Below are 17,642 nucleotides of genomic sequence, written 5' to 3' on the forward strand. Positions count from 1 at the left end.
TTGCTCGCGTGAAGCGTTATTTCGGAGTCATCGTGCTCATCGTCGGCATCATCCTCGCCGCGGTGGTGACGACCCGTGCCTCGAGTGCCCGGGCGCTCGAGGCCCAGCGGGATGCGGACTTCGCCCGGGTGCAGAAGGACTATCTGGAGCGCGTGGGCTGGCTGCGCGTCAACCCGGACGAGAAGGCCTACCGGCAGGAGGTGTCGTCCTTCTTCAAGGCGTACTTCACGCAGGTGGACGCGCACCACGATCGCTACAAGCTGGGCAAGACATACGACGCGTACCTCGCCGAGCTGGAGAAGCGCGGCGACAAGGATGACCGCGTCCAGGATCGCAAGGCCTTCTACGAGTACACGCGCCAGGTGTTCGATCAGATGCGCGAGGGCAAGTACGAGCCGCTGTGGACGGCGACGGACAAGGGCATGCGCCTGGACGTGGTGTCCGCGGACGTGGTGAAGGTGCTCGACAAGCCGCAGGTGCGCTTGCGGCTGGCGCTCTGGGGCGCCCAGCGCGAGGAGCGCTCGGACGGCAAGGTGAAGAAGATGGTGACGAGCGCCTCGTTCAAGACGCAGTGGAAGCTCACGGACGAGCGCGGCAGGTTGCAGGGCGAGATGAGCGCGGAGGACCCCTCGATGAAGGTGGACTTCCCCGAGCGCTTCATCGCCGAGTTCCCGCCGCAGATGGTGCTGGGCCACTACGACATGGACCTGGTGCCCAACGAGGTGAAGAAGATGGAGATCTCCTTCCAGGTGAGCTCGCGCGCGGCGTCGGGCGGGGACGCCACGGCCTCCTACGTGTGGAAGCTGGAGGTGCCCTCGGAGTGGCGGCTCGGCGCGGGCGAGAAGTGGGAGGGCGCCGAGGTCACCGAGCGCCCCGAGGAGGAGATCGATCCGGCCAAGGCGGCGCGCAAGTAGGCGCTAGCCGCCCACCACCGTGAAGTGCGAGCCCAACCGGTACGCCGACAGCGTGCCGAGCTCGTCCAGGAAGTAGAGGTTGAGCTGGGCGTCGGCCTGGAGCGCCATGAGTCCCGCGCCGGCGCGCACCTCCGCGAGCACGTCGCCGCGGAGGGGATCCACCGCGCGCACGCGCTCGCCCGGCACCAGGGCGACGCCGCGCGAGACGATGGGCCGCAGGGGACGGGTGAGCTGCTCGCCCGAGGCGCCCACGCGCCAGTCCACCTCGCCCGAGTCGCTCACCCGCGCCGCCGCGCCCAGGGCGGAGGTCACCAGCACCGCGCCCGGCAGGCGCGCGAGCGCGAAGGGCCCCGGTCCCAGGTGCAGCGCGCGCTGCCAGCGCGACTGTCCCGCCGCGTCCACGCACAAGAGCACGCCCTCTCCCTCCAGCTCTCCGGCGATGTACACGCGCTTGCCGCTGGGCAGCGGCGTGGAGGGCAGGGCGAGTGACATCTCGTACGTCCACACCGCCTCGCCGGTGTGCGCGTCCGCGAGCAGCAGCGCCGAGTTGGAGCCCTGGCCGAGCAGCGCCACGAAGCGCCGCGCCCAGGGCACCGGCGCGCCCAGGAAGGGCAGGGACGCGCTCATGCGGAAGCGCACCTGGCCATCCCCGAGCCCCAGCCCGTAGAGGTAGCCCGAGTCCGTCGCCAGCAGGGCGCGGTGGGCATGGATGGACAGGTAGCCCCGGCGCGTGCGCGCGGGGGTCAGCCGCCACGCCTCGCGGCCCGTCACCTCGTTGAGCGCGAGCACCACCCGCTCATCCGCCAGGGTGTAGAGCATGCCGTACTGCCGCAGGAGCAACGGGCCCACGTGCAACCCGTCGTGCACGCGCAACCAGTCCGCTCCCGAGCCCTTGCCGGGAAAGCCGCACAGGCGCACCGCGCTCGCCGCCAGGCTGTAGCCGTCCTCCGAGGCCGCCACGCCATGGCTCGCCGCCCGCCGCCACACCTGCTTGCCCGTCTTGCGATCGAAGGCGCAGGCCATGTCCGGCGACGAGTACACCAGCCCCTGGCGCCCCATCATCAGCCGCCCCATGTCCGCGTCCACCAGCTTGCGCTGCTCCCACAGGCTCTCGAAGCGCAGCCGGCGCAGCCGTCCCGGCACCTTCAGCGGGCGGGAGCCTCCGGAGGCTGTCGCCACCCGGGCCGGCGCGGCCCCCGCCTCCTCGGGGGGCCGGACGGCGCCGCGCAGGTGGGACAGCCCCTCGCGGCTGCGCTCGGTCAGCTCCTGCAGGTACGGGTTGTTCGCGAGCGAGCGCTCGCGCTCGGACATGGCCAGGGCCAGCGCCTGGCCCAGGTGGAACATGGCCGCGAGCAGCTCCTCGGCGCGCAGGGCGATGGGAGGGCCGCCCAGGCGCGCCTCTCCCGCCTTCAAATCCAACGTCAGCTCGGGCCGCACGCCCGCGGGCTCGAAGGAGAAGCGCGGCTCGCCCACCTCCATGGCGCGAGCCAGGTCCGCCGCCTGCCGCGTGAGCTCCAACGCCGTGAGGAAGGGCGGCCCCGGCGCGCGCCACGCCACCGGCCGCTGCGGCAGCGCCAGCCACACCTCGCCCGGACACAGCAGGGACGCCAGCGCCGGGCCCTTCTCGCGCGCCGCCCGCCGCAGCACGTCATCCCCGTCGTCCAGCACGAAGCCGAAGCCGGGCAGGGTGGGGGCCGTGGCGCGGAACGTGAAGGGCTCGGGGCGCAGCTCGCGGGGATGGGGCGCGGACTCCTCCAGCTCCTTCAGGGCCTGCTTCAGCGCCTGGCCCTGCTCGTCCCGCAGCCGCTCCGGCGCCACCTGCTTCAGGTCCTCCAGGAAGCCGTGGCCACATGCCCGCGCCGCCTCCACCAGCTCCTCCGCGTCCAGCCGCAACGCCGGCCGCAGCAGCCGCGCCGGACGCGACAGGCTCGCCACCTGCACCTCGATGTCCGCTCCTGAACGTCTCAGCACCAGCTCCAGGTGCGCTTCCGTGAGCGACACCTGCGCGAGCCTCTGCCCTCCCGCGTGCAGCGCGGCCAGGGCTGCGAGCAGCGCGGGCACCACGTCCACCAGCGGCTCCTCCACCGCGCCGGGCAGCAGATTCACCCCGTCCAATTCCAGCGACACGGAATCATGCGGCGCCTCCGCGGGTTCGCGCTTCCATCGATGTCCGATGCGAAAGCGGATCATCCCTTCCCCATTCGTTGACAAGCCAGAATAGCGATGGCTAGCATCCGCCGCCCAACGGACCTACATTTTTGTAACCGTTTGAATTTATTGGGGAATCGTCGATGACTTTTTATGAGGCCGCTCTCCGCGTGCTCGAGAGCGAAGGCCGTCCCCTCCACTTCCTCGAGATCACCGAGAGATCGATCGCCCAGAATCTGCTGTCCCACGTGGGCAAGACGCCCGAGCTGACGATGCTGTCGCGGCTCGCGGCGATGGCCCGCCGGACGCGCGATCGCAAGGTGATCGTCACCGCCAAGGACACCTTCGCCCTGACGGACTGGTCGCTGCCGGAGGACCTGGAGGCGCTGGCGCACACGGGCGTGCTGGAGGCGCATCCCGAGGAGGGGCTGCCTCCTCTGCGGCCCACCGAGCGGCACCCGGATCCCCGCGTGGACAACGTGCGCGTGGCGGGCCGGGGCAGCGAGCGCAAGCAGCGCCGCCAGGACGAGGAGGAGGGCCGGGGTGGTCGCCGGCGCCGCTTCCCGCCGATGCCGGAGGTGGTGTTCGAGATCCTCAGCGAGGCGGACCAATCGCTGCGTCCGGAGCAACTGCTCGAGCAGGCGCGCGCGAAGGAGCTGGCGGCCGAGGACGCCACGGTGGAGGCGCTGCTCACCGCGCTCCTGGAGGACAACCAGCGGCGCATCGACGCGGGCCGCCGTCCCCAGTTCTCGTTCTCCACGGAGACGGGCGCGGTGACGCTGGAGCGCGCGGGCTCGCCGAGCGAGGCGCCGCCCCTGGAGCTGCAGGCCGCGTTCGCCGCCGCGCTGGGCATTCCGCTCGAGGACGGGCGTCCGGTGCTCAACCGCCCGAGTGCCACCGCCGCCGCCCCCGAGGCCCTGGCGGATGCCGCGCTGCTGACGGCGGCGCGCTCCGCGGTGAAGGACGCGCGCAAGGCCGTGGCGCGCTCGCTGCGCAAGCGCCTGGGCGAGCTGGACGTGGGCACCTTCGAGAAGTCCGTCGTGAAGATGATGCACGCGCTGGGCTTCCGCGAGCTCAAGGTGGCCAAGCGCTCCAAGGAAGGCCCGTTGCTCACCGCCCGCAAGCGCGAGGGCAGCGTGGACCTGCGCTTCGCCATCCGCATGCTCAAGGGCGCGCCCGCGTTGGATCGCAAGGCGGTGCAGGAGCTGCGCAAGGACCTCGGCCACTACTCGGCACAGGTGGGTCTGCTCGCGTGCGCCGGTGAGGCCCGGGGCGATGCGCGCACCGAGGCCCAGGCCAGTGGCTCGCTGGTGATGCTGTGGTGCGGCGACGCGCTGGGCGAGAAGTTCCTCGAGGCGAAGGCCGCGGTGAGCGTCACCACGGTGGAGCTGTACGACGTGGACGAGCGCTTCTTCGAGGTGGCGAAGCTGGAGGCCGAGGAGGCCCAGAAGCGCCGCGAGGAGCGCCAGCGCGAGAAGCTGGCCCGCGCCGACGAGGGCGAGGAGGCGGGCGGGGAAGGGGAGTCGCGCGGGGCCGTGTCCGTCGAGGCCACGGACGACAGCCAGAAGCGCCGGGAGGAGCGGCGCGAGGAGCGTCAGCGCGAGCGGGATGCGCGCCGGGAAGAGCGCCGCCAGGCGCGCAAGGCCGCACAGGAGGAGCCGGGCACCGAGTCCGCGCCCGCCGCGGCCGCGCCCGAGGCGGCACCCACCGCGCCCGCCGGCCTGTCCGAGGAGGAGGAGGGCGACGAGGAGGGCGAGGACGAGGATCTCGAGGCCGCGAGCGCCTTCGTGGCGGGTGGGGCGGGAGAGGCGGGGAGCCCGGAAGAGGCCGCGGCGTCGGGTGAGCGCAAGCGCCGCCGCCGCCGTCGCCGGGGCCGTCGCGGCCGGGGCGGTCGTGGGCCGGAGGGCGCTCCGGGTGAGCCGGGCGCCGCGGCTGCCGTCGAGGGAGCCGCCGCCGTCGCCGTGACCACCGAGGCCCCGGTGTCCACCACGACGGTGGAGACCACGACGGGGCAGCTCACCACCCAGCAGGAGAGCGCCCTGGTCGTCGTCACGGCAGTGGAGGCGGGGCCCGTGGAGGGCGTTTCCGCTCCTCCGGTCGAGGCCCAGGGGTCGCTCCCCCTGGACGTGCCGCCCGCCGCGCCCGCCGTGGCCGTCGAGGTGTCACCCGCCCCCGAGGCGGCTCCAGCCGCTCCGGAGGCCGCTCCGGCCACCCCCGAGGAGCCCAAGCCCCAAGGGGAGCCCGGGCCGTCCTCATCGAACGGTGGCTCGCCGGAAGGCGGAACGGCCTGACGTCCACGTGCTCCGGGCGTGAGGGGCGCGCGGGACTGGGTTAGGGTAGGCCGGTATGAAGTCCGGCCTGCTCCCCTTCCTCGTGGCGCTGTTGCTGCTCGGCGCCTGCCGCTCGCGCGAGCCGCGCTTCCCGGTGGAGCACGTCTCGCTCAAGGGCGCGACGGTGATCGACAACGGTCTGCTCGGATGGTCCGCGTCGGACATCCAGGCGCTCTTCACGGACGTGCTGCGCGACAGCCGCCGCTTCGAGCTGCTCTCGGAGGAGGCTCCCGAGCGGAGTGAGCCGGGCCCCTGGTCCTTCACGCTCGAGCTGCCCTTCACCCGCGAGGCGCTCAAGGACGGTGGCACGTACTCCTTCGCCGAGGTGGGCGTCACGCTGGTGATGGAGCGGCGCTCGGGCGAGGGCACCCAGCGCTACCAGGTGGTGGGGCTGGGCGAGGTGCGCGTGGAGTCCAAGGGCGCCGAGGCCCGGCGCAAGGCGCTGCGCGAGGCCCTGCGGCGCGGACTCGTCCAGGTGGTCGACGCGGCCAGACTCCAACTGGCGGCGGTGGGGCGCCCGGACGGGGCGTTGGTGATGGATCTCCAGTCCCCGGACGAGCGGGTGCGTGATTTCGCCTTGCGCGTGCTCGCCGAGCGGCGCAACCCCGCGGCGGCCCCGATGCTCCTCCGCCAGTTGCAGGACGAGGATCTCCAGGTGGCGCGCCAGGCGATGGGCGCGCTGGTGGAGATGAAGGAGAGCAGCGCCGTGCCCGCGCTCATCGAGCTGGTGAAGGAGCGGGACGTGGGCTTCATGCAGGAGGTCGTCTTCGCCATCGGAGAGATCGGCGGAGCCGAGGCCGAGGCGTATCTCTTCACCGTGGCGCAGGGGCATGATCAGCCCGATGTCCAGGCCGCGGCCCAGCAGGCGCTCGATACACTCTACGCGGCTCACAAGCTCGCCACCCCGGAGGCGCGCGGCACGGACCGCGCGGAACACTGAGACATGAAGCTCTCGTCTGTCGTCGTACGAATGGCCCTTGGGGCCGCGTGGGTACTGGGGGCTGGCGCGTGCGCGGGCCGGCAGCCGGTGGCCGACTCCGCGTCCGGCTCCTCCTCGCGCGCCACCGAGTCGCTGTCCGCGTACTACCCGCTGGCCGTGGGCAACCGCTGGACGTACCGGGTGAATGGCCGCGAGGACAAGCCGGTGACGGTGGAGGTGCTCAAGGAGGAGGACGGCTACTTCCACGACAGCCAGGGCGGACAGCTCACCGTGGACGCCTTCGGGGTGCGTGATCGCAAGCGCTACCTCTTGCGCGGGCCGCTCACCGAGGGCAGCCAGTGGACGAACGTGGTGTCCGTGGCGTCCACCGAGCGCTACCGCATCCTCCAGGCGGACGTGCCGTGCGAGACGCGCGCGGGGGCCTTCCCGGCGTGTGTCCGGGTGGAGGCGAGCAACCGCGTGGACGCGAACACCACGCTCATCAACGCGCTCACCTTCGCGCGGGGCGTGGGCCTGGTGCGCATGGAGCTGTTCGTCCAGAAGAGCAACGGCGAGCGCATGCCGCAGACGTCGCTGGAGCTGGAGTCCTATCAACTCAACCCTGGGGCGCCGACCGCGCGAGGCCAGGCGGAGGAAGCGCCATGAAGGAGATTGGAATCGCCCTGTTGGGGCTGGGCAACGTGGGACTGGGGACGTACCGCATCCTCACGCAGCACGCGAAGGACATCGAGCGGCGGCTGGGCGCTCGGGTGCGCGTGCATCACGTGCTGGTGCGCGAGCCGGGCCGCTCGCGTCCCGAGGACGTGCCCTCGGCGCTCCTCACCCATGACATGAAGACGATCCTCGCCAACCCCGAGGTGTCGGTGGTGGTGGAGCTCATGGGGGGGTTGAGCCCCGCGCGCGAGTACGTGGAGCAGGCCATCGCCTCGGGCCGCCATGTGGTGACGGCCAACAAGGCGCTCCTGTCCGCGCATGGCGAGGCGATCTTCTCGAGCGCCATCGCCCGGGGCGTGGACGTGCACTTCGAGGCGGCCGTCTGTGGCGGCATCCCCATCATCCGCACGCTGCGCGAGGCGCTCGCCTCGGACCGGGTGGAGTCGCTCACGGGCATCGTGAATGGCACCACCAACTTCATCCTCTCGGCCATGGCGGACGAGGGCGCCACGTACGCGGACGCGCTGCGGCGCGCGCAGGAGCTGGGCTACGCCGAGGCGGACCCCACGCTGGACGTGAGCGGCATGGACGCGGCGCAGAAGCTGTGCCTGCTCGCCTCGCTGGCCTTCTCCGCGCGCGTGTCCCCCGAGTCCGTCCTCGTCGAGGGCATCTCCACGCTCACCCCCGCGGACATCGCCCACGGGCGCGAGGCGGGCTTCGTGCTCAAGCTGCTCGCGCGGGCGAGCCGGGCGCCGGACGGGCTGGACGTGCGCGTGCACCCGGCCTTCATCCCCGCCGCCAGCCCCCTGGCCGACGTGAAGGGTGGCTTCAACGCGGTGCTGCTCCAGTCCGCGGCCCTGGGCGCCTCGCTCTTCTCGGGCCTGGGCGCCGGTGCCCTGCCCACGGGCAGTGCGGTGGTGTCCGACATCATCGACACCTGCCGGGGCCTGCTGGCGGGCGTGTCGGGCCGTCTGCCCCTGCCGTGCGCGCCCAACGTGCAGGACGTACCCCTGTTGCCCCCGGGGGAGCGCCGCGGGCCCACCTACCTGCGCTTCTCCGTCAGCGACGAGCCCGGCGTCCTGGGCCGCATCGCCAGCGTGCTCGGCGAGAAGGGGGTGAGCATCAACTCGGTGCTCCAGCGTCCGCCGCGCCCCGAGGACACGCACGCCACCATCGTCGTCTTCACCCACGACACGCGCGAGGCGGACGTCATCGCCGCCGTGCAGTGGATCGACTCGCTGCGCAGCACCCGGGCGCCCACCCAGGTCATCCGCATCGAGGAAGGCCCCGGGCTGCTGCTCTCCGGCCGCTAGCTGGCCGCCGGGAGGGCGGGCGAGCGGCCTGATCGACAGGAGGGGAGGGGGGCGGGTTGAAAGTCGGATCGCGCCTCCCTACCCTGTGGGCCTTTTTCAGGAAGGCAGGCCCCATGGGTGTCGAGAGCGCCGAGCAGACGTACGAAGAGATCATCCTTGGTTTCCTCGTGGAGGGACGGGATGGGTTCTGTTCGGGCGAGGCGCTCTCGGACAAGCTGGGCCTGTCGCGCACCGCCGTGTGGAAGCACGTGGAGTCGCTGCGCGGCAAGGGCTACCGCATCGACGCCGTGCCCGCGCGGGGCTATCGGCTGGTGGACGTGCCGGACAAGCTCACGCCGCTGGAGCTCGCGCCGCTGTTGTCCACGCACCACCTGGGCCAGCAGATCCACTTCCATGAGAGCCTGCCGTCCACCAACGTGACGGCCTTCCAGCTCGCCGCGGACGGCGCCGAGCACGGCGAGGTGGTCATCACCGAGCAGCAGACGGCGGGCAAGGGCCGCCGGGGCCGCGTGTGGACCTCGCCCCCGGGGGTGAACCTGTACTTCTCCGCCATCCTCCGGCCCGAGCTGCCGCCGCAGCGCGCCTCGGAGCTCACCCTGGTGGCCGCGGTGGCGCTCGCCGAGACGCTGCGCGAGCAGGACGCCGACGCGCGCATCAAGTGGCCCAACGACGTGCAGCTCGACGGGCGCAAGGTGGCGGGCATCCTCACCGAGCTGTCCGCGGATCCGGACCAGGTGCACTTCGTGGTGTTGGGCGTGGGGGTCAACCTCAACTCCGGCCCCGAGGACTTCCCTCCCGAGCTGGCGGAGACCGCCACCTCGCTCTCGCGGGTGCTCGGGCGGCGCGTCAACCGGGCGCTGTTCACCAGCTCGCTCTGGGGGCGGCTGGAGGAGTGGTTGGATCTCCACCACGAGGTGGGCTTCGAGCCGGTACGCCAGCGCTGGGTGGAACTGTCCTCCACGTTGCATCAGGAGGTGCGTGTGCGGACCGACCGGGCGGAATTGCGCGGTGTGGCTGAAGACATCGACGCGGCGGGAGCGCTGCTGGTGCGCACGCCGGAGGGTCGCCTGGAAAGGGTGCTCGCCGGGGATGTGGAGCAGGTGCGGCCCCGCTAGACTGAGTGGCGAGCCATGCTTCTCGCCATCGACGTGGGCAACACCAACACCGTGTTGGGGGTATACGACGGCCAGCGTCTGCTGAGCCATTGGCGCGTGGAGACGAGTGCGCGCCGCACCTCCGACGAGCTGGGCATCCTGCTGCGCCAGCTCTTCCTCGCCAGCGGCATCGAGCCGGGCGCGGTGAACGCGGTGGCCGTCTCCAGCGTGGTGCCGCCGCTGCAGTCCCACCTCGGTCGCATGAGCGAGCGCTACTTCAAGACGCGTCCGCTCTTCGTGGGGCCCGGGGTGAAGACGGGCATGCCCATCCTCTATGACAACCCGCGCGAGGTGGGCGCCGATCGCATCGTCAACGCGGTGGCCGCCTATGACAAGCACCACCGGGGCCTCATCGTCGTGGACTTCGGCACCGCCACCACCTTCGACGCGGTGACACCCCGGGGCGAGTACCTCGGGGGCTCCATCTGCCCCGGCATCCACATCGGCATGGAGGCGCTCTTCCAGAACGCCTCCAAGCTGCCGCGCGTGGAGTTCGCCCGGCCTCCCCACGTGGTGGGCCGCAACACGGTGCACTCCATCCAGTCCGGGCTCTTCTTCGGGTACGTGGCCATGGTGGATGGCCTGTGCGCCCGGATGAAGGCGGAGCTCGGATTCGAGACGCACGTGGTGGCCACGGGTGGTCTCGCGCCCCTCGTCGCGGGCGCCTCCACGCACATCCAGGAAGTCGACGAGTTCCTCACCCTCGAGGGACTGCGCATCATCTACGGAAGGAATCACGCCCCATGAGCACCGCCCCACAGCAGTCTCCCGCCGCCACCCCCGCCGGCTGTCCCATCTCCGCCGAGGTCCTCCCGCCCAACATGCGCAAGCACGTGGACCCCGCCGCGCCCGTGCCCCTGCGGATGATGGCCGCCAAGGCCATGGTGCCGCTGGCGCCCGTGGACATGCTCGGCGCGCTCTTCATGCTCACGTTCGACGCGGACGCGAGCGTGCGCGAGACGGCCACCAAGACGGCCGCCGCCCTGCCGGACCGCTTCTCCGCGGGTCTGCGGGACGAGAACGTCGCGCCCCAGGTGCTCGGCTGGCTCCTGCCGCTGTTGCGCTCCAAGGACGCCCTCGCGGAGATGCTCGTGCTCAACACCACCACGCCCGACGAGGCCGTGGCCCAGGTGGCGCGCGACTGCGGCGCGAAGGTGGCGGAGATCATCGGGCAGAACCAGCTGCGCGTGCTGCGCCACGAGGACATCCTGCGCCAGCTGTGCGCCAACCCCAATGCGAGCCCCGCGTTGATCGACAACGTGTGTGACTTCGCCGTGCGCAGCGGGCTCACGCTCACGGACGTCCCCCAGGTGCAGGCGGCGCGCGTGCGTCTGTTCGGGCCCCAGGCCGCCGCCGCTCCGCCGGAGCCCGGCCCCACCGCCGAGGAAGTCATCGCGGAGTTCCAGGCGGACGGTGCCCAGGAGAAGGCGGACGACGAGGATCCCAATCCTCCACCCATGGAGGAGACCAAGCGGCAGAGCCTCACCCAGCGCATCATGAAGATGAGCATCGCGCAGAAGATCAAGCTCGCGACGCTGGGCAACAAGGAGGCGCGCAGCCACCTCATCCGCGACACCAACAAGCTCGTCTGCACCGCCGTCATCCGCAGCCCGCGCATCACCCCGGGCGAGGTCCTCAACTGCGCCGGCAACAAGGCCGTCAACGAGGAGATCCTCCGCTACATCTACAGCAGCCGGGAGTGGACGAAGAACTACAAGATCAAGATGGCGCTGTTGAAGAACCCCAAGCTGCCGCTCGCCGTGGGGATGAAGTTCCTCAACACCCTGCGCGAGAACGACGTCAAGGATCTGTCGCGCGACAAGAACGTGCCGTCCGGCCTCCAGGGCGTCGCCAAGAAGATGCTGGAGAAGAAGAACGAGAAGAAGGAAGAAAAGTAGGGCCGTCCCACGCGGGGCAGGGGGCGCGAGGCCCCCGCTCCAGCGCGCGCCCGCCCGGGCCGGACGGGCGCGATGGCTCAGGCCACCGCTTCCTCGTCGTCGTGGATCGCCACCGGCTGCTCTTCCATGAGCTGCGAGGCGATGGCCAGCGCCTTCTTCGCCTTCTCGCGCACCTTCTCGTCGGCCTTGATGCGCGTGTAGAGGCGAGCCACCCGGCCCTCGTTGCGCGACACCGCGTCCTCCAGCTCGGTGATGCGCCGGCGCAGCTCGTCGCTGTCCAGGCTGGCCTGGGCGCGAGCCTCGTCCAGCTCCGCCCGGGCGGTATCCACCTCGCTGCGCGCCACCGTCAGCTCCGCCTCGAGCTGATCCGCCCGCGCCCGGAGATCCTCCACCTCGCCCGACTGGAGCTGGTACTGCTCCACCTCGGCCTGCAGCGCCGTGGCGCGGGCCGTGGCGCTCCGGGCCTCTTCCTTGAGCGCCGTGGCCTGCTGCTCCAGGCGCCGGCGATCCATCAAGAGCTGCTCCGCCTTGGCCTGCAGCACCTTGAGCTGCGAGTCCTTCCGGGCGATCTCCTCGGTGGAGCCGCTGGTCTGCTGCTCCAGCGCGAGCAGACGATCCTGCTGCTCGACGATCTCCTGCTCCTTCTGGTTCAGCTCCGTCTTGAGCCGGAGGATCTCCCGGTCCTTGCGGTTGGAGGCCTCGCGCAGCGTGAGGGTGGCCTGATCATTCTTGCCGGCGCTGGACTTGAGCGTCTCCAGCTCGGTGGTGCGCGACTCCAGCTCGGCTTCCAGCTCGGCCACGCGGGACTCGGCGGAACTCGCCTGGCTCTGGGCATCCTCCAGGGTGCCTTCCAGCTCGGCCACGCGGGCGCGCAGGTTGCGCAGCTCCGCCATGTCCGCGGCGGAGGCCGCGGGGGCGCTCGGGGCCGTCCGGGCCGGAGCCACGGTGCGGGCGGGGGTGGGAGCCGGGGTGGGAACAGGGGCCGGGGTGGGGGCGGGGGCCGCGGTACGGCTCGTCACCGCGGGCATCACCATGGACGGGCGGGGCACCGGAGTGGGGGCGGGCGGGGGCGCGGCGGGCATCCGGAAGCCCACCATCGTCTTGTCGTCGCTGATGCCCAGCGAGTCCAACGCGTTGTCGTCCCCTCCGCCGCTCAGGTCATCCAGGCCGCCGTAGTCCTCTTCCGCCGAGTGCAGCTCGTCGGGTGCTTCCACCGGCTCCTCGACGCCGCCGAGCGGCTCGCCCGGATCGCCGAAGGGATTGTCGAGCGAGAGATCATCTCCCTGGCTCTCCAGCGGCTCGCCCTCGATGGCCAGCTCCTCGCCGTGCATCGGCTCGTCGCCCGAGCCATCCAGGCCCCCGAGCGCGAAGCCGTCGTCGACGACCTCACCCGCGGGCAGCTCCGGGAAGCCGATGAGCCCACCCACGCGCTCCACCAGCTCGTCGGGGTTCACCGGCTTGGAGACGTAGTCATCCGCGTGCGCCTTGAGCTTGCGGTGCTGCGCGAAGCCGTCCGGGTTGCCGATGATGATGATGGGGATGGGCTTGAGCTCGTCGTCCTTCTTGAGCTTGCCGCAGATGAGGTAGCCGTTCTGCCCCGCGGACAGGTCCACCGCGAGCACCACCAGATCCGGTCGCTCCTGGCGGATGCGCTCCACACTCCCCTTGCCGTCGGTGGTCTCCTGCGCCGCGAAGCCCCGGGCCTCCAGGGCCTCTCGCAGCGTCGCGGAGAGGGTGGTGTCACTTTCGACAATCAGGATGTTCTTGGACATGGAAGAGGTGCCGGACCAGGAGGAGCGCGCGCCTCCCGCGGTGGGACGCGGGAACGACGAGTCTGGAAGAAAATCGCTCGGAGGCTATCGGCGCACACCCAGACCGTCAATCTTCGGTCCAAGAGGGGGCCCGGCCGTCAGGCTGCTGGGAGAAGCGAGCAGCCCGAGTGGGATCAGGGATGTAGCGACACGGGGAGCACGGGCACCGACGGCGTCGTCGGCGACGCGGACGCGGCCTTCTGGGCCGACTGCTCGGCGAGCATGCGGCGGATGTCCGCTTCGTTGAGATCCGACACCAGCTCGTAGACGATCTCCCCGTCGCGCCACATGGCCACGTTGTAGCCGAGGCTGGAGCCGACCTGCACCGCGGGAAGGGTGGGGGCCTCGACCTCGCGCCGGGCGTCATCGAAGACGAACACCCCGATGCGCCGCGCGGGCCCGCCCTGGCCTTCGGCGTTGCGCTCGTAGCTGATGTACGCGGCGGGGCGATCCGTCACGTTGGAGATGCGCGCGCCGGACAGCCGCACATCGTGCAGCCGGGGCACGGACACGCGGTGATCCAACTTGCCGTCGAACCACGCCTCCACGTTCTCGTGCGACACCCCGACGATCTCCACCGGGAGCTTCTTGGTGTGGCGCCGGACGGCATCTTCCATGTAGCGCTGGCGGTGCTCGGGCCGCAGTGCCCTCCACGTGACACCGCTCACGGTCACCAACACCAGGGCCGCGGCCCCCATGCGCAACCACGCCGCCTGGGCCGCCCGGCGCTGCTCCTGGTGGAGATTGGCCTGGAGCCGGGAGCGCAGGGCCGCCGGCGCCCGGGACGTCTCCACGGAGTGGCGCGCGGCCCGGCGCAGCGACTGCCGCAGCAGCCCCTCTTCATGCACCCGGCTCGCGCACGTGGAGCACCCCCTCAGGTGCGCTTCCGCGGTCACTCGCTCCTCGGGTTGGAACTCCCCATCGAGGTACGGGTAGAGAATCGACTCGAATTCCTGGCAGGTCATGAGCGCTCAGGGAGGGGTGAAGGCGGCGGGCCCGTGGAAAAATATTTCTCCGGGCCCATCAACCTCGGACTACCCCACCTTCTTCCTGCGACGATATTCGTCCAGGCTCGCCGTGGCGTTCTCGAGATTCACCGGCTCGCCACCCGCCTCCTGACGCAGCACGCCGGTGCCCTCGGCGTACTCCTTCAGGGTCTTCTGCAGCAGCTTGCGGCCCCGGAACAGCCGGCTCATCACCGTGCCCACGGGACACTCGAGGATCTCGGCGATCTCCTTGTAGGAGAACTCCTGCAGGTCCGCGAGGATCACCACCAGGCGGAAGTCGATGGGCAGCGCGTCGATGGCCCTCAACACGTCGTCCGACAGCAGCCGATCGAAGAAGTACTGCTCGGGGTTGGCCGCGAAGTCCGTGGCGTCCCGGCTCACGAAGCGCTCATGCACCGCCTCGCGTTCCACACCTTCCACCACACTGCGCTCCTTCACCTTGCGGCGATAGCGGTTGATGAAGGTGTTGGTGAGGATCTTGAACAGCCAGGCCTTGATGTTGGTGCCCCGCTCGAACTTGTCGAAAAAGCGGTAGGCCCGCATGCAGGTGTCCTGCACCAGGTCTTCCGCATCCCGCTCGTTCTTCGTCAGCCGCAAGGCCGCGGAGTACAGCGGATCGAGGTGGGCCAGGGCCAGTTCCTCGAACTCCTGCTTGGTCCGATTGTTCTGCCTGAAGTCCAGCATGCTCCCGCCTTCCAAAGGCCCGAAATTACAGGCAAATGAGTCGTCGTCCACCCGTCAATGTATGTACGGGAACAGATTGGACAACAAGCCAATCACCTCGCGCCGTTTGCACGGCTGCCCGAAAGGGCAGGAGACGCGCGGGGGAAAAACTTATTCCCGTTCCCCCCGGTGAAAAGGGGGGGGACGTCGGTTCAGGTAGGACGGGCGACTACTTCGCCGCTCCCTTGGCGCCGATGGCGTCGAAGATGGAGAGGTAGCTGTAGCCCAGGTCCTTGGCGACGGTCTCGTAGGTGACGTGGCCGTTGTAGGTGTTGAGGCCGCGGGCGAGCGCCTTGTCGGACTTGATGGCCTCGACGAGGCCGAGGTCGGCGATCTTGCGGGCGTAGGGCCGGGTGGTGTTGGTGAGGGCGAAGGTGGACGTCTGGGGGACGGCGCCCGGCATGTTGGCCACGCAGTAGTGGACGACGCCGTGCTTCACGAAGGTGGGGTTGTCGTGGGTGGTGGGCACGCACGTCTCGATGCAGCCGCCCTGGTCCACCGCCACGTCCACCACCACGGAGCCCGGGGTCATCTCGGCGATGAGGGCCTCGGAGACGAGCTTGGGCGCCTTGCCGCCGGGGATGAGCACGCCGCCGATGACGAGGTCCGCCTCGCGCACGCTCCGGGAGATGCTCTCCGAGTCCGAGGCGAGCGTGGCCACGCGGCCGAGGAACACGTCATCCAGGTAGGTGAGGCGCTCGAGGTTGATGTCGATGAGCGTCACCTCCGCGCCCATGCCCACCGCGACCTTGGCCGCGCAGGTGCCCACCACGCCGCCGCCCAGCACCACCACGCGGCCCCGGCGCACGCCGGGCACGCCGCCCAGGAGAATCCCCTTGCCCCCGTGCGCCTTCTCCAGGCACGCGGCGCCCACCTGGATGGCCATCTTCCCGGCCACCTCGCTCATGGGCTTGAGCAGCGGCAGGCTGCCATCGTCCAGCTGGATGGTCTCGTAGGCCACCGCCGAGGCGCGCTTCTTCACCAGCGTGCGGGTGAGCTCCGGGTCCACGCCCGCCAGGTGGAAGTAGGTGTAGATGATCTGCCCGTCCTGGATGCGCTCGTACTCGGGCGCGATGGGCTCCTTGACCTTGACGATCATCTCGGCGCGCTTCCAGACCTCGTCCGCGGTCTGGACGATCTGCGCGCCCACCCGCTGGTACTCCGAGTCGGGGATGCCCGAGCCGCCTCCCGCATTGGTCTCGACGAGCACGGTGTGACCCGCGCTGGTGAGCGCACGGACCCCCGCCGGAACCATGCCCACCCGGTACTCCCGGGTCTTGATTTCCTTGGGAACGCCGACAATCACGTGGAATGCCTCCAGATGCGCCGCGATCCAGGCGCGGCGAAAAGCGGGCGGACCCTAGGCAGGGGCCTGGGGGGAGTCAAGACGCGCCCAGGCATGCGTCGAAAGCCGCGCCCTTCAATGGTAGTTAACGGGATCATGACGCAGGCACCGAAGTTGTTGTTCGCGGATCCCAAGGGCCGGGTGATGGAGCACCCCTATCTGTTGGCCACCTTGCGCAGCGGAGAGGAACTCGTCCCGCCGCAGGACAAGCCCATCGCGCTGCCCGCCGCGGGACGGCTCGTGCATCTGCCTGGCCGGCTGCCGGTGGGGCTGCACCCGGAGACGGGCGAGCTGGAGCTGGTGCGTGAGATGAAGCTGGAGGGGAAGACCTTCGTGCCCAGCGCCGTGGGTGCGCTCCTGCCCCCGGGCTACACGCGCACGTTCCTGCCCGGTGAGGTGAAGGCCTCCGGGCCGGTGCTGCCGCAGTGGGCGTACACGGCCGCCGCCTGGGGCGAGGACGGCCCGGTGGCATGGGCCATCCACACCGACAAGCGCTCGCACTGGGATCCGGAGCGCTACTCCACTCCGGAGCTCAAGAAGCTGGTGGACGCGCACCTGGCGCGCTTTCCCGGCAACCGCGTGCTCAAGCAGCTCACCACGTGCGCGATGCTCTACCGGTGCTTCACCTCGCAGAACATCTTCTACGTGCGCGACGAGGGCGCCATCCCCGCCTCGGTGATGTGCAACGCGCGCTGCGTGGGCTGCATCTCGGATCAGCCCGCGGACGGGCCGCCCGCCTCGCACGAGCGCATGGATGACGGGCCGAGCGCCGAGGAGATGGGCGCCATTGGCCTGCACCACCTGGAGCACGCGCCGGGCCGTACCATGGTCAGCTTCGGCCAGGGGTGCGAGGGCGAGCCGCTCACGCGCTGGAAGTTCATCGCCGAGTCCATCCGCTACATGCGCGCCCACACCTCGCGCGGCTCCATCAACATCAACACCAACGCGAGCCTCACCCACGGCCTCGAGGCGCTCTTCGACGCGGGCCTGGACGCCATCCGCGTGTCGCTCAACTCGGCGGTGAAGGATCTCTACGAGGCCTACTACAAGCCGGTGAAGTACGGCTGGGAGGACGTGGAGGCGTCCATCGCCCTGGCGCGCGAGCGCGGGGCCTACCTCGCGCTCAACCTGCTGCTCTTCCCGGGCGTCACCGACCGGGAAGGCGAGGTGCAGGCCCTGGCGAAGCTGGTGAAGAAGTACAAGGTGGATCAGGTGCAGACGCGCTCGCTGTGCATCGATCCCATCCAGTACCTGGAGGTGGCGCGCGACAAGGGCGCGGGTGGAGAGCCGGTGGGCATCCGCGAGCTGTTGCGTCGGCTCAAGGCGGCCCGGCCCGGGCTCGTCATCGGCAACTTCGCGCGCGGTCTCGACGAGCGACAGGGGAGAAGGGATCGGGGATAGAGTC

The 17,642-nt window shown here is 70.6% G+C and carries 14 protein-coding genes; 9 read left to right on the plus strand and 5 right to left on the minus strand.

The window, feature by feature from the left end; translation table 11 throughout:
• The first annotated feature begins 8 nt into the window (after nt 1-8).
• A complete protein-coding gene (locus CYFUS_RS19405; RefSeq protein WP_095986578.1) occupies nt 9-914 on the plus strand; it encodes a hypothetical protein in 906 nt (301 codons plus the stop codon).
• Between the two features lie 3 nt (nt 915-917).
• Here CYFUS_RS19405 and CYFUS_RS19410 read toward each other — a convergent pair whose 3' ends face one another.
• On the minus strand, nt 918-3,104 hold the full coding sequence (locus CYFUS_RS19410) for a PQQ-binding-like beta-propeller repeat protein (protein WP_095986579.1): 2,187 nt from the start codon (nt 3,102-3,104) through the stop codon (nt 918-920).
• Nucleotides 3,105-3,232: 128 nt separating this feature from the next.
• Here CYFUS_RS19410 and CYFUS_RS19415 point away from each other — a divergent pair, with 128 nt between their 5' ends.
• From CYFUS_RS19415 to CYFUS_RS19445, 7 genes are all read left to right on the plus strand, one after another.
• Entirely contained in the window at nt 3,233-5,353 is a 2,121-nt protein-coding gene (locus CYFUS_RS19415; protein ID WP_420042697.1) for an HTH domain-containing protein, read from the plus strand.
• A gap of 55 nt (nt 5,354-5,408) precedes the next feature.
• Entirely contained in the window at nt 5,409-6,332 is a 924-nt protein-coding gene (locus tag CYFUS_RS19420) for a HEAT repeat domain-containing protein (protein WP_198316633.1), read from the plus strand.
• Nucleotides 6,333-6,335: 3 nt separating this feature from the next.
• On the plus strand, nt 6,336-6,977 hold the full coding sequence (locus tag CYFUS_RS19425) for a hypothetical protein (RefSeq protein WP_232537658.1): 642 nt from the start codon (nt 6,336-6,338) through the stop codon (nt 6,975-6,977).
• Nucleotides 6,974-8,299, plus strand: coding sequence for a homoserine dehydrogenase (locus CYFUS_RS19430; RefSeq protein WP_095986582.1), 1,326 nt, complete (start codon nt 6,974-6,976; stop codon nt 8,297-8,299). Before CYFUS_RS19425 ends, CYFUS_RS19430 begins: the two co-directional genes overlap by 4 nt.
• 113 nt (nt 8,300-8,412) lie before the next feature.
• Complete coding sequence (locus tag CYFUS_RS19435) at nt 8,413-9,414, plus strand: biotin--[acetyl-CoA-carboxylase] ligase (RefSeq protein ID WP_095986583.1); 1,002 nt, start codon at nt 8,413-8,415, stop codon at nt 9,412-9,414.
• A 15-nt stretch (nt 9,415-9,429) separates the two neighbouring features.
• Entirely contained in the window at nt 9,430-10,200 is a 771-nt protein-coding gene (locus CYFUS_RS19440) for a type III pantothenate kinase (RefSeq protein ID WP_095986584.1), read from the plus strand.
• The gene (locus CYFUS_RS19445) at nt 10,197-11,351 is read left to right on the plus strand and encodes a hypothetical protein (RefSeq protein ID WP_095986585.1); all 1,155 of its coding nucleotides are present in this window, start codon (nt 10,197-10,199) and stop codon (nt 11,349-11,351) included. Before CYFUS_RS19440 ends, CYFUS_RS19445 begins: the two co-directional genes overlap by 4 nt.
• A 77-nt stretch (nt 11,352-11,428) precedes the next feature.
• Here CYFUS_RS19445 and CYFUS_RS19450 read toward each other — a convergent pair whose 3' ends face one another.
• From CYFUS_RS19450 to ald, 4 genes are all read right to left on the minus strand, one after another.
• Nucleotides 11,429-13,123: a response regulator gene (locus CYFUS_RS19450; protein WP_095986586.1), complete on the minus strand. Its 1,695-nt coding sequence runs from the start codon at nt 13,121-13,123 to the stop codon at nt 11,429-11,431.
• A 173-nt stretch (nt 13,124-13,296) separates the two neighbouring features.
• Nucleotides 13,297-14,127: an anti-sigma factor family protein gene (locus CYFUS_RS19455; RefSeq protein ID WP_095986587.1), complete on the minus strand. Its 831-nt coding sequence runs from the start codon at nt 14,125-14,127 to the stop codon at nt 13,297-13,299.
• Between the two features lie 69 nt (nt 14,128-14,196).
• On the minus strand, nt 14,197-14,853 hold the full coding sequence (locus tag CYFUS_RS19460; protein WP_002626150.1) for a sigma-70 family RNA polymerase sigma factor: 657 nt from the start codon (nt 14,851-14,853) through the stop codon (nt 14,197-14,199).
• A 208-nt stretch (nt 14,854-15,061) separates the two neighbouring features.
• The gene (gene ald / locus CYFUS_RS19465) at nt 15,062-16,198 is read right to left on the minus strand and encodes an alanine dehydrogenase (protein ID WP_095986588.1); all 1,137 of its coding nucleotides are present in this window, start codon (nt 16,196-16,198) and stop codon (nt 15,062-15,064) included.
• 135 nt (nt 16,199-16,333) lie between these two features.
• Between ald and CYFUS_RS19470 the strand changes: the two genes are divergently transcribed.
• Nucleotides 16,334-17,638, plus strand: a complete 1,305-nt coding sequence (locus CYFUS_RS19470; protein ID WP_095986589.1) for a radical SAM protein — start codon at nt 16,334-16,336, stop codon at nt 17,636-17,638.
• Nucleotides 17,639-17,642 lie beyond the last annotated feature (4 nt).

The organism is Cystobacter fuscus, from assembly GCF_002305875.1.
Classification (GTDB): domain Bacteria; phylum Myxococcota; class Myxococcia; order Myxococcales; family Myxococcaceae; genus Cystobacter; species Cystobacter fuscus_A.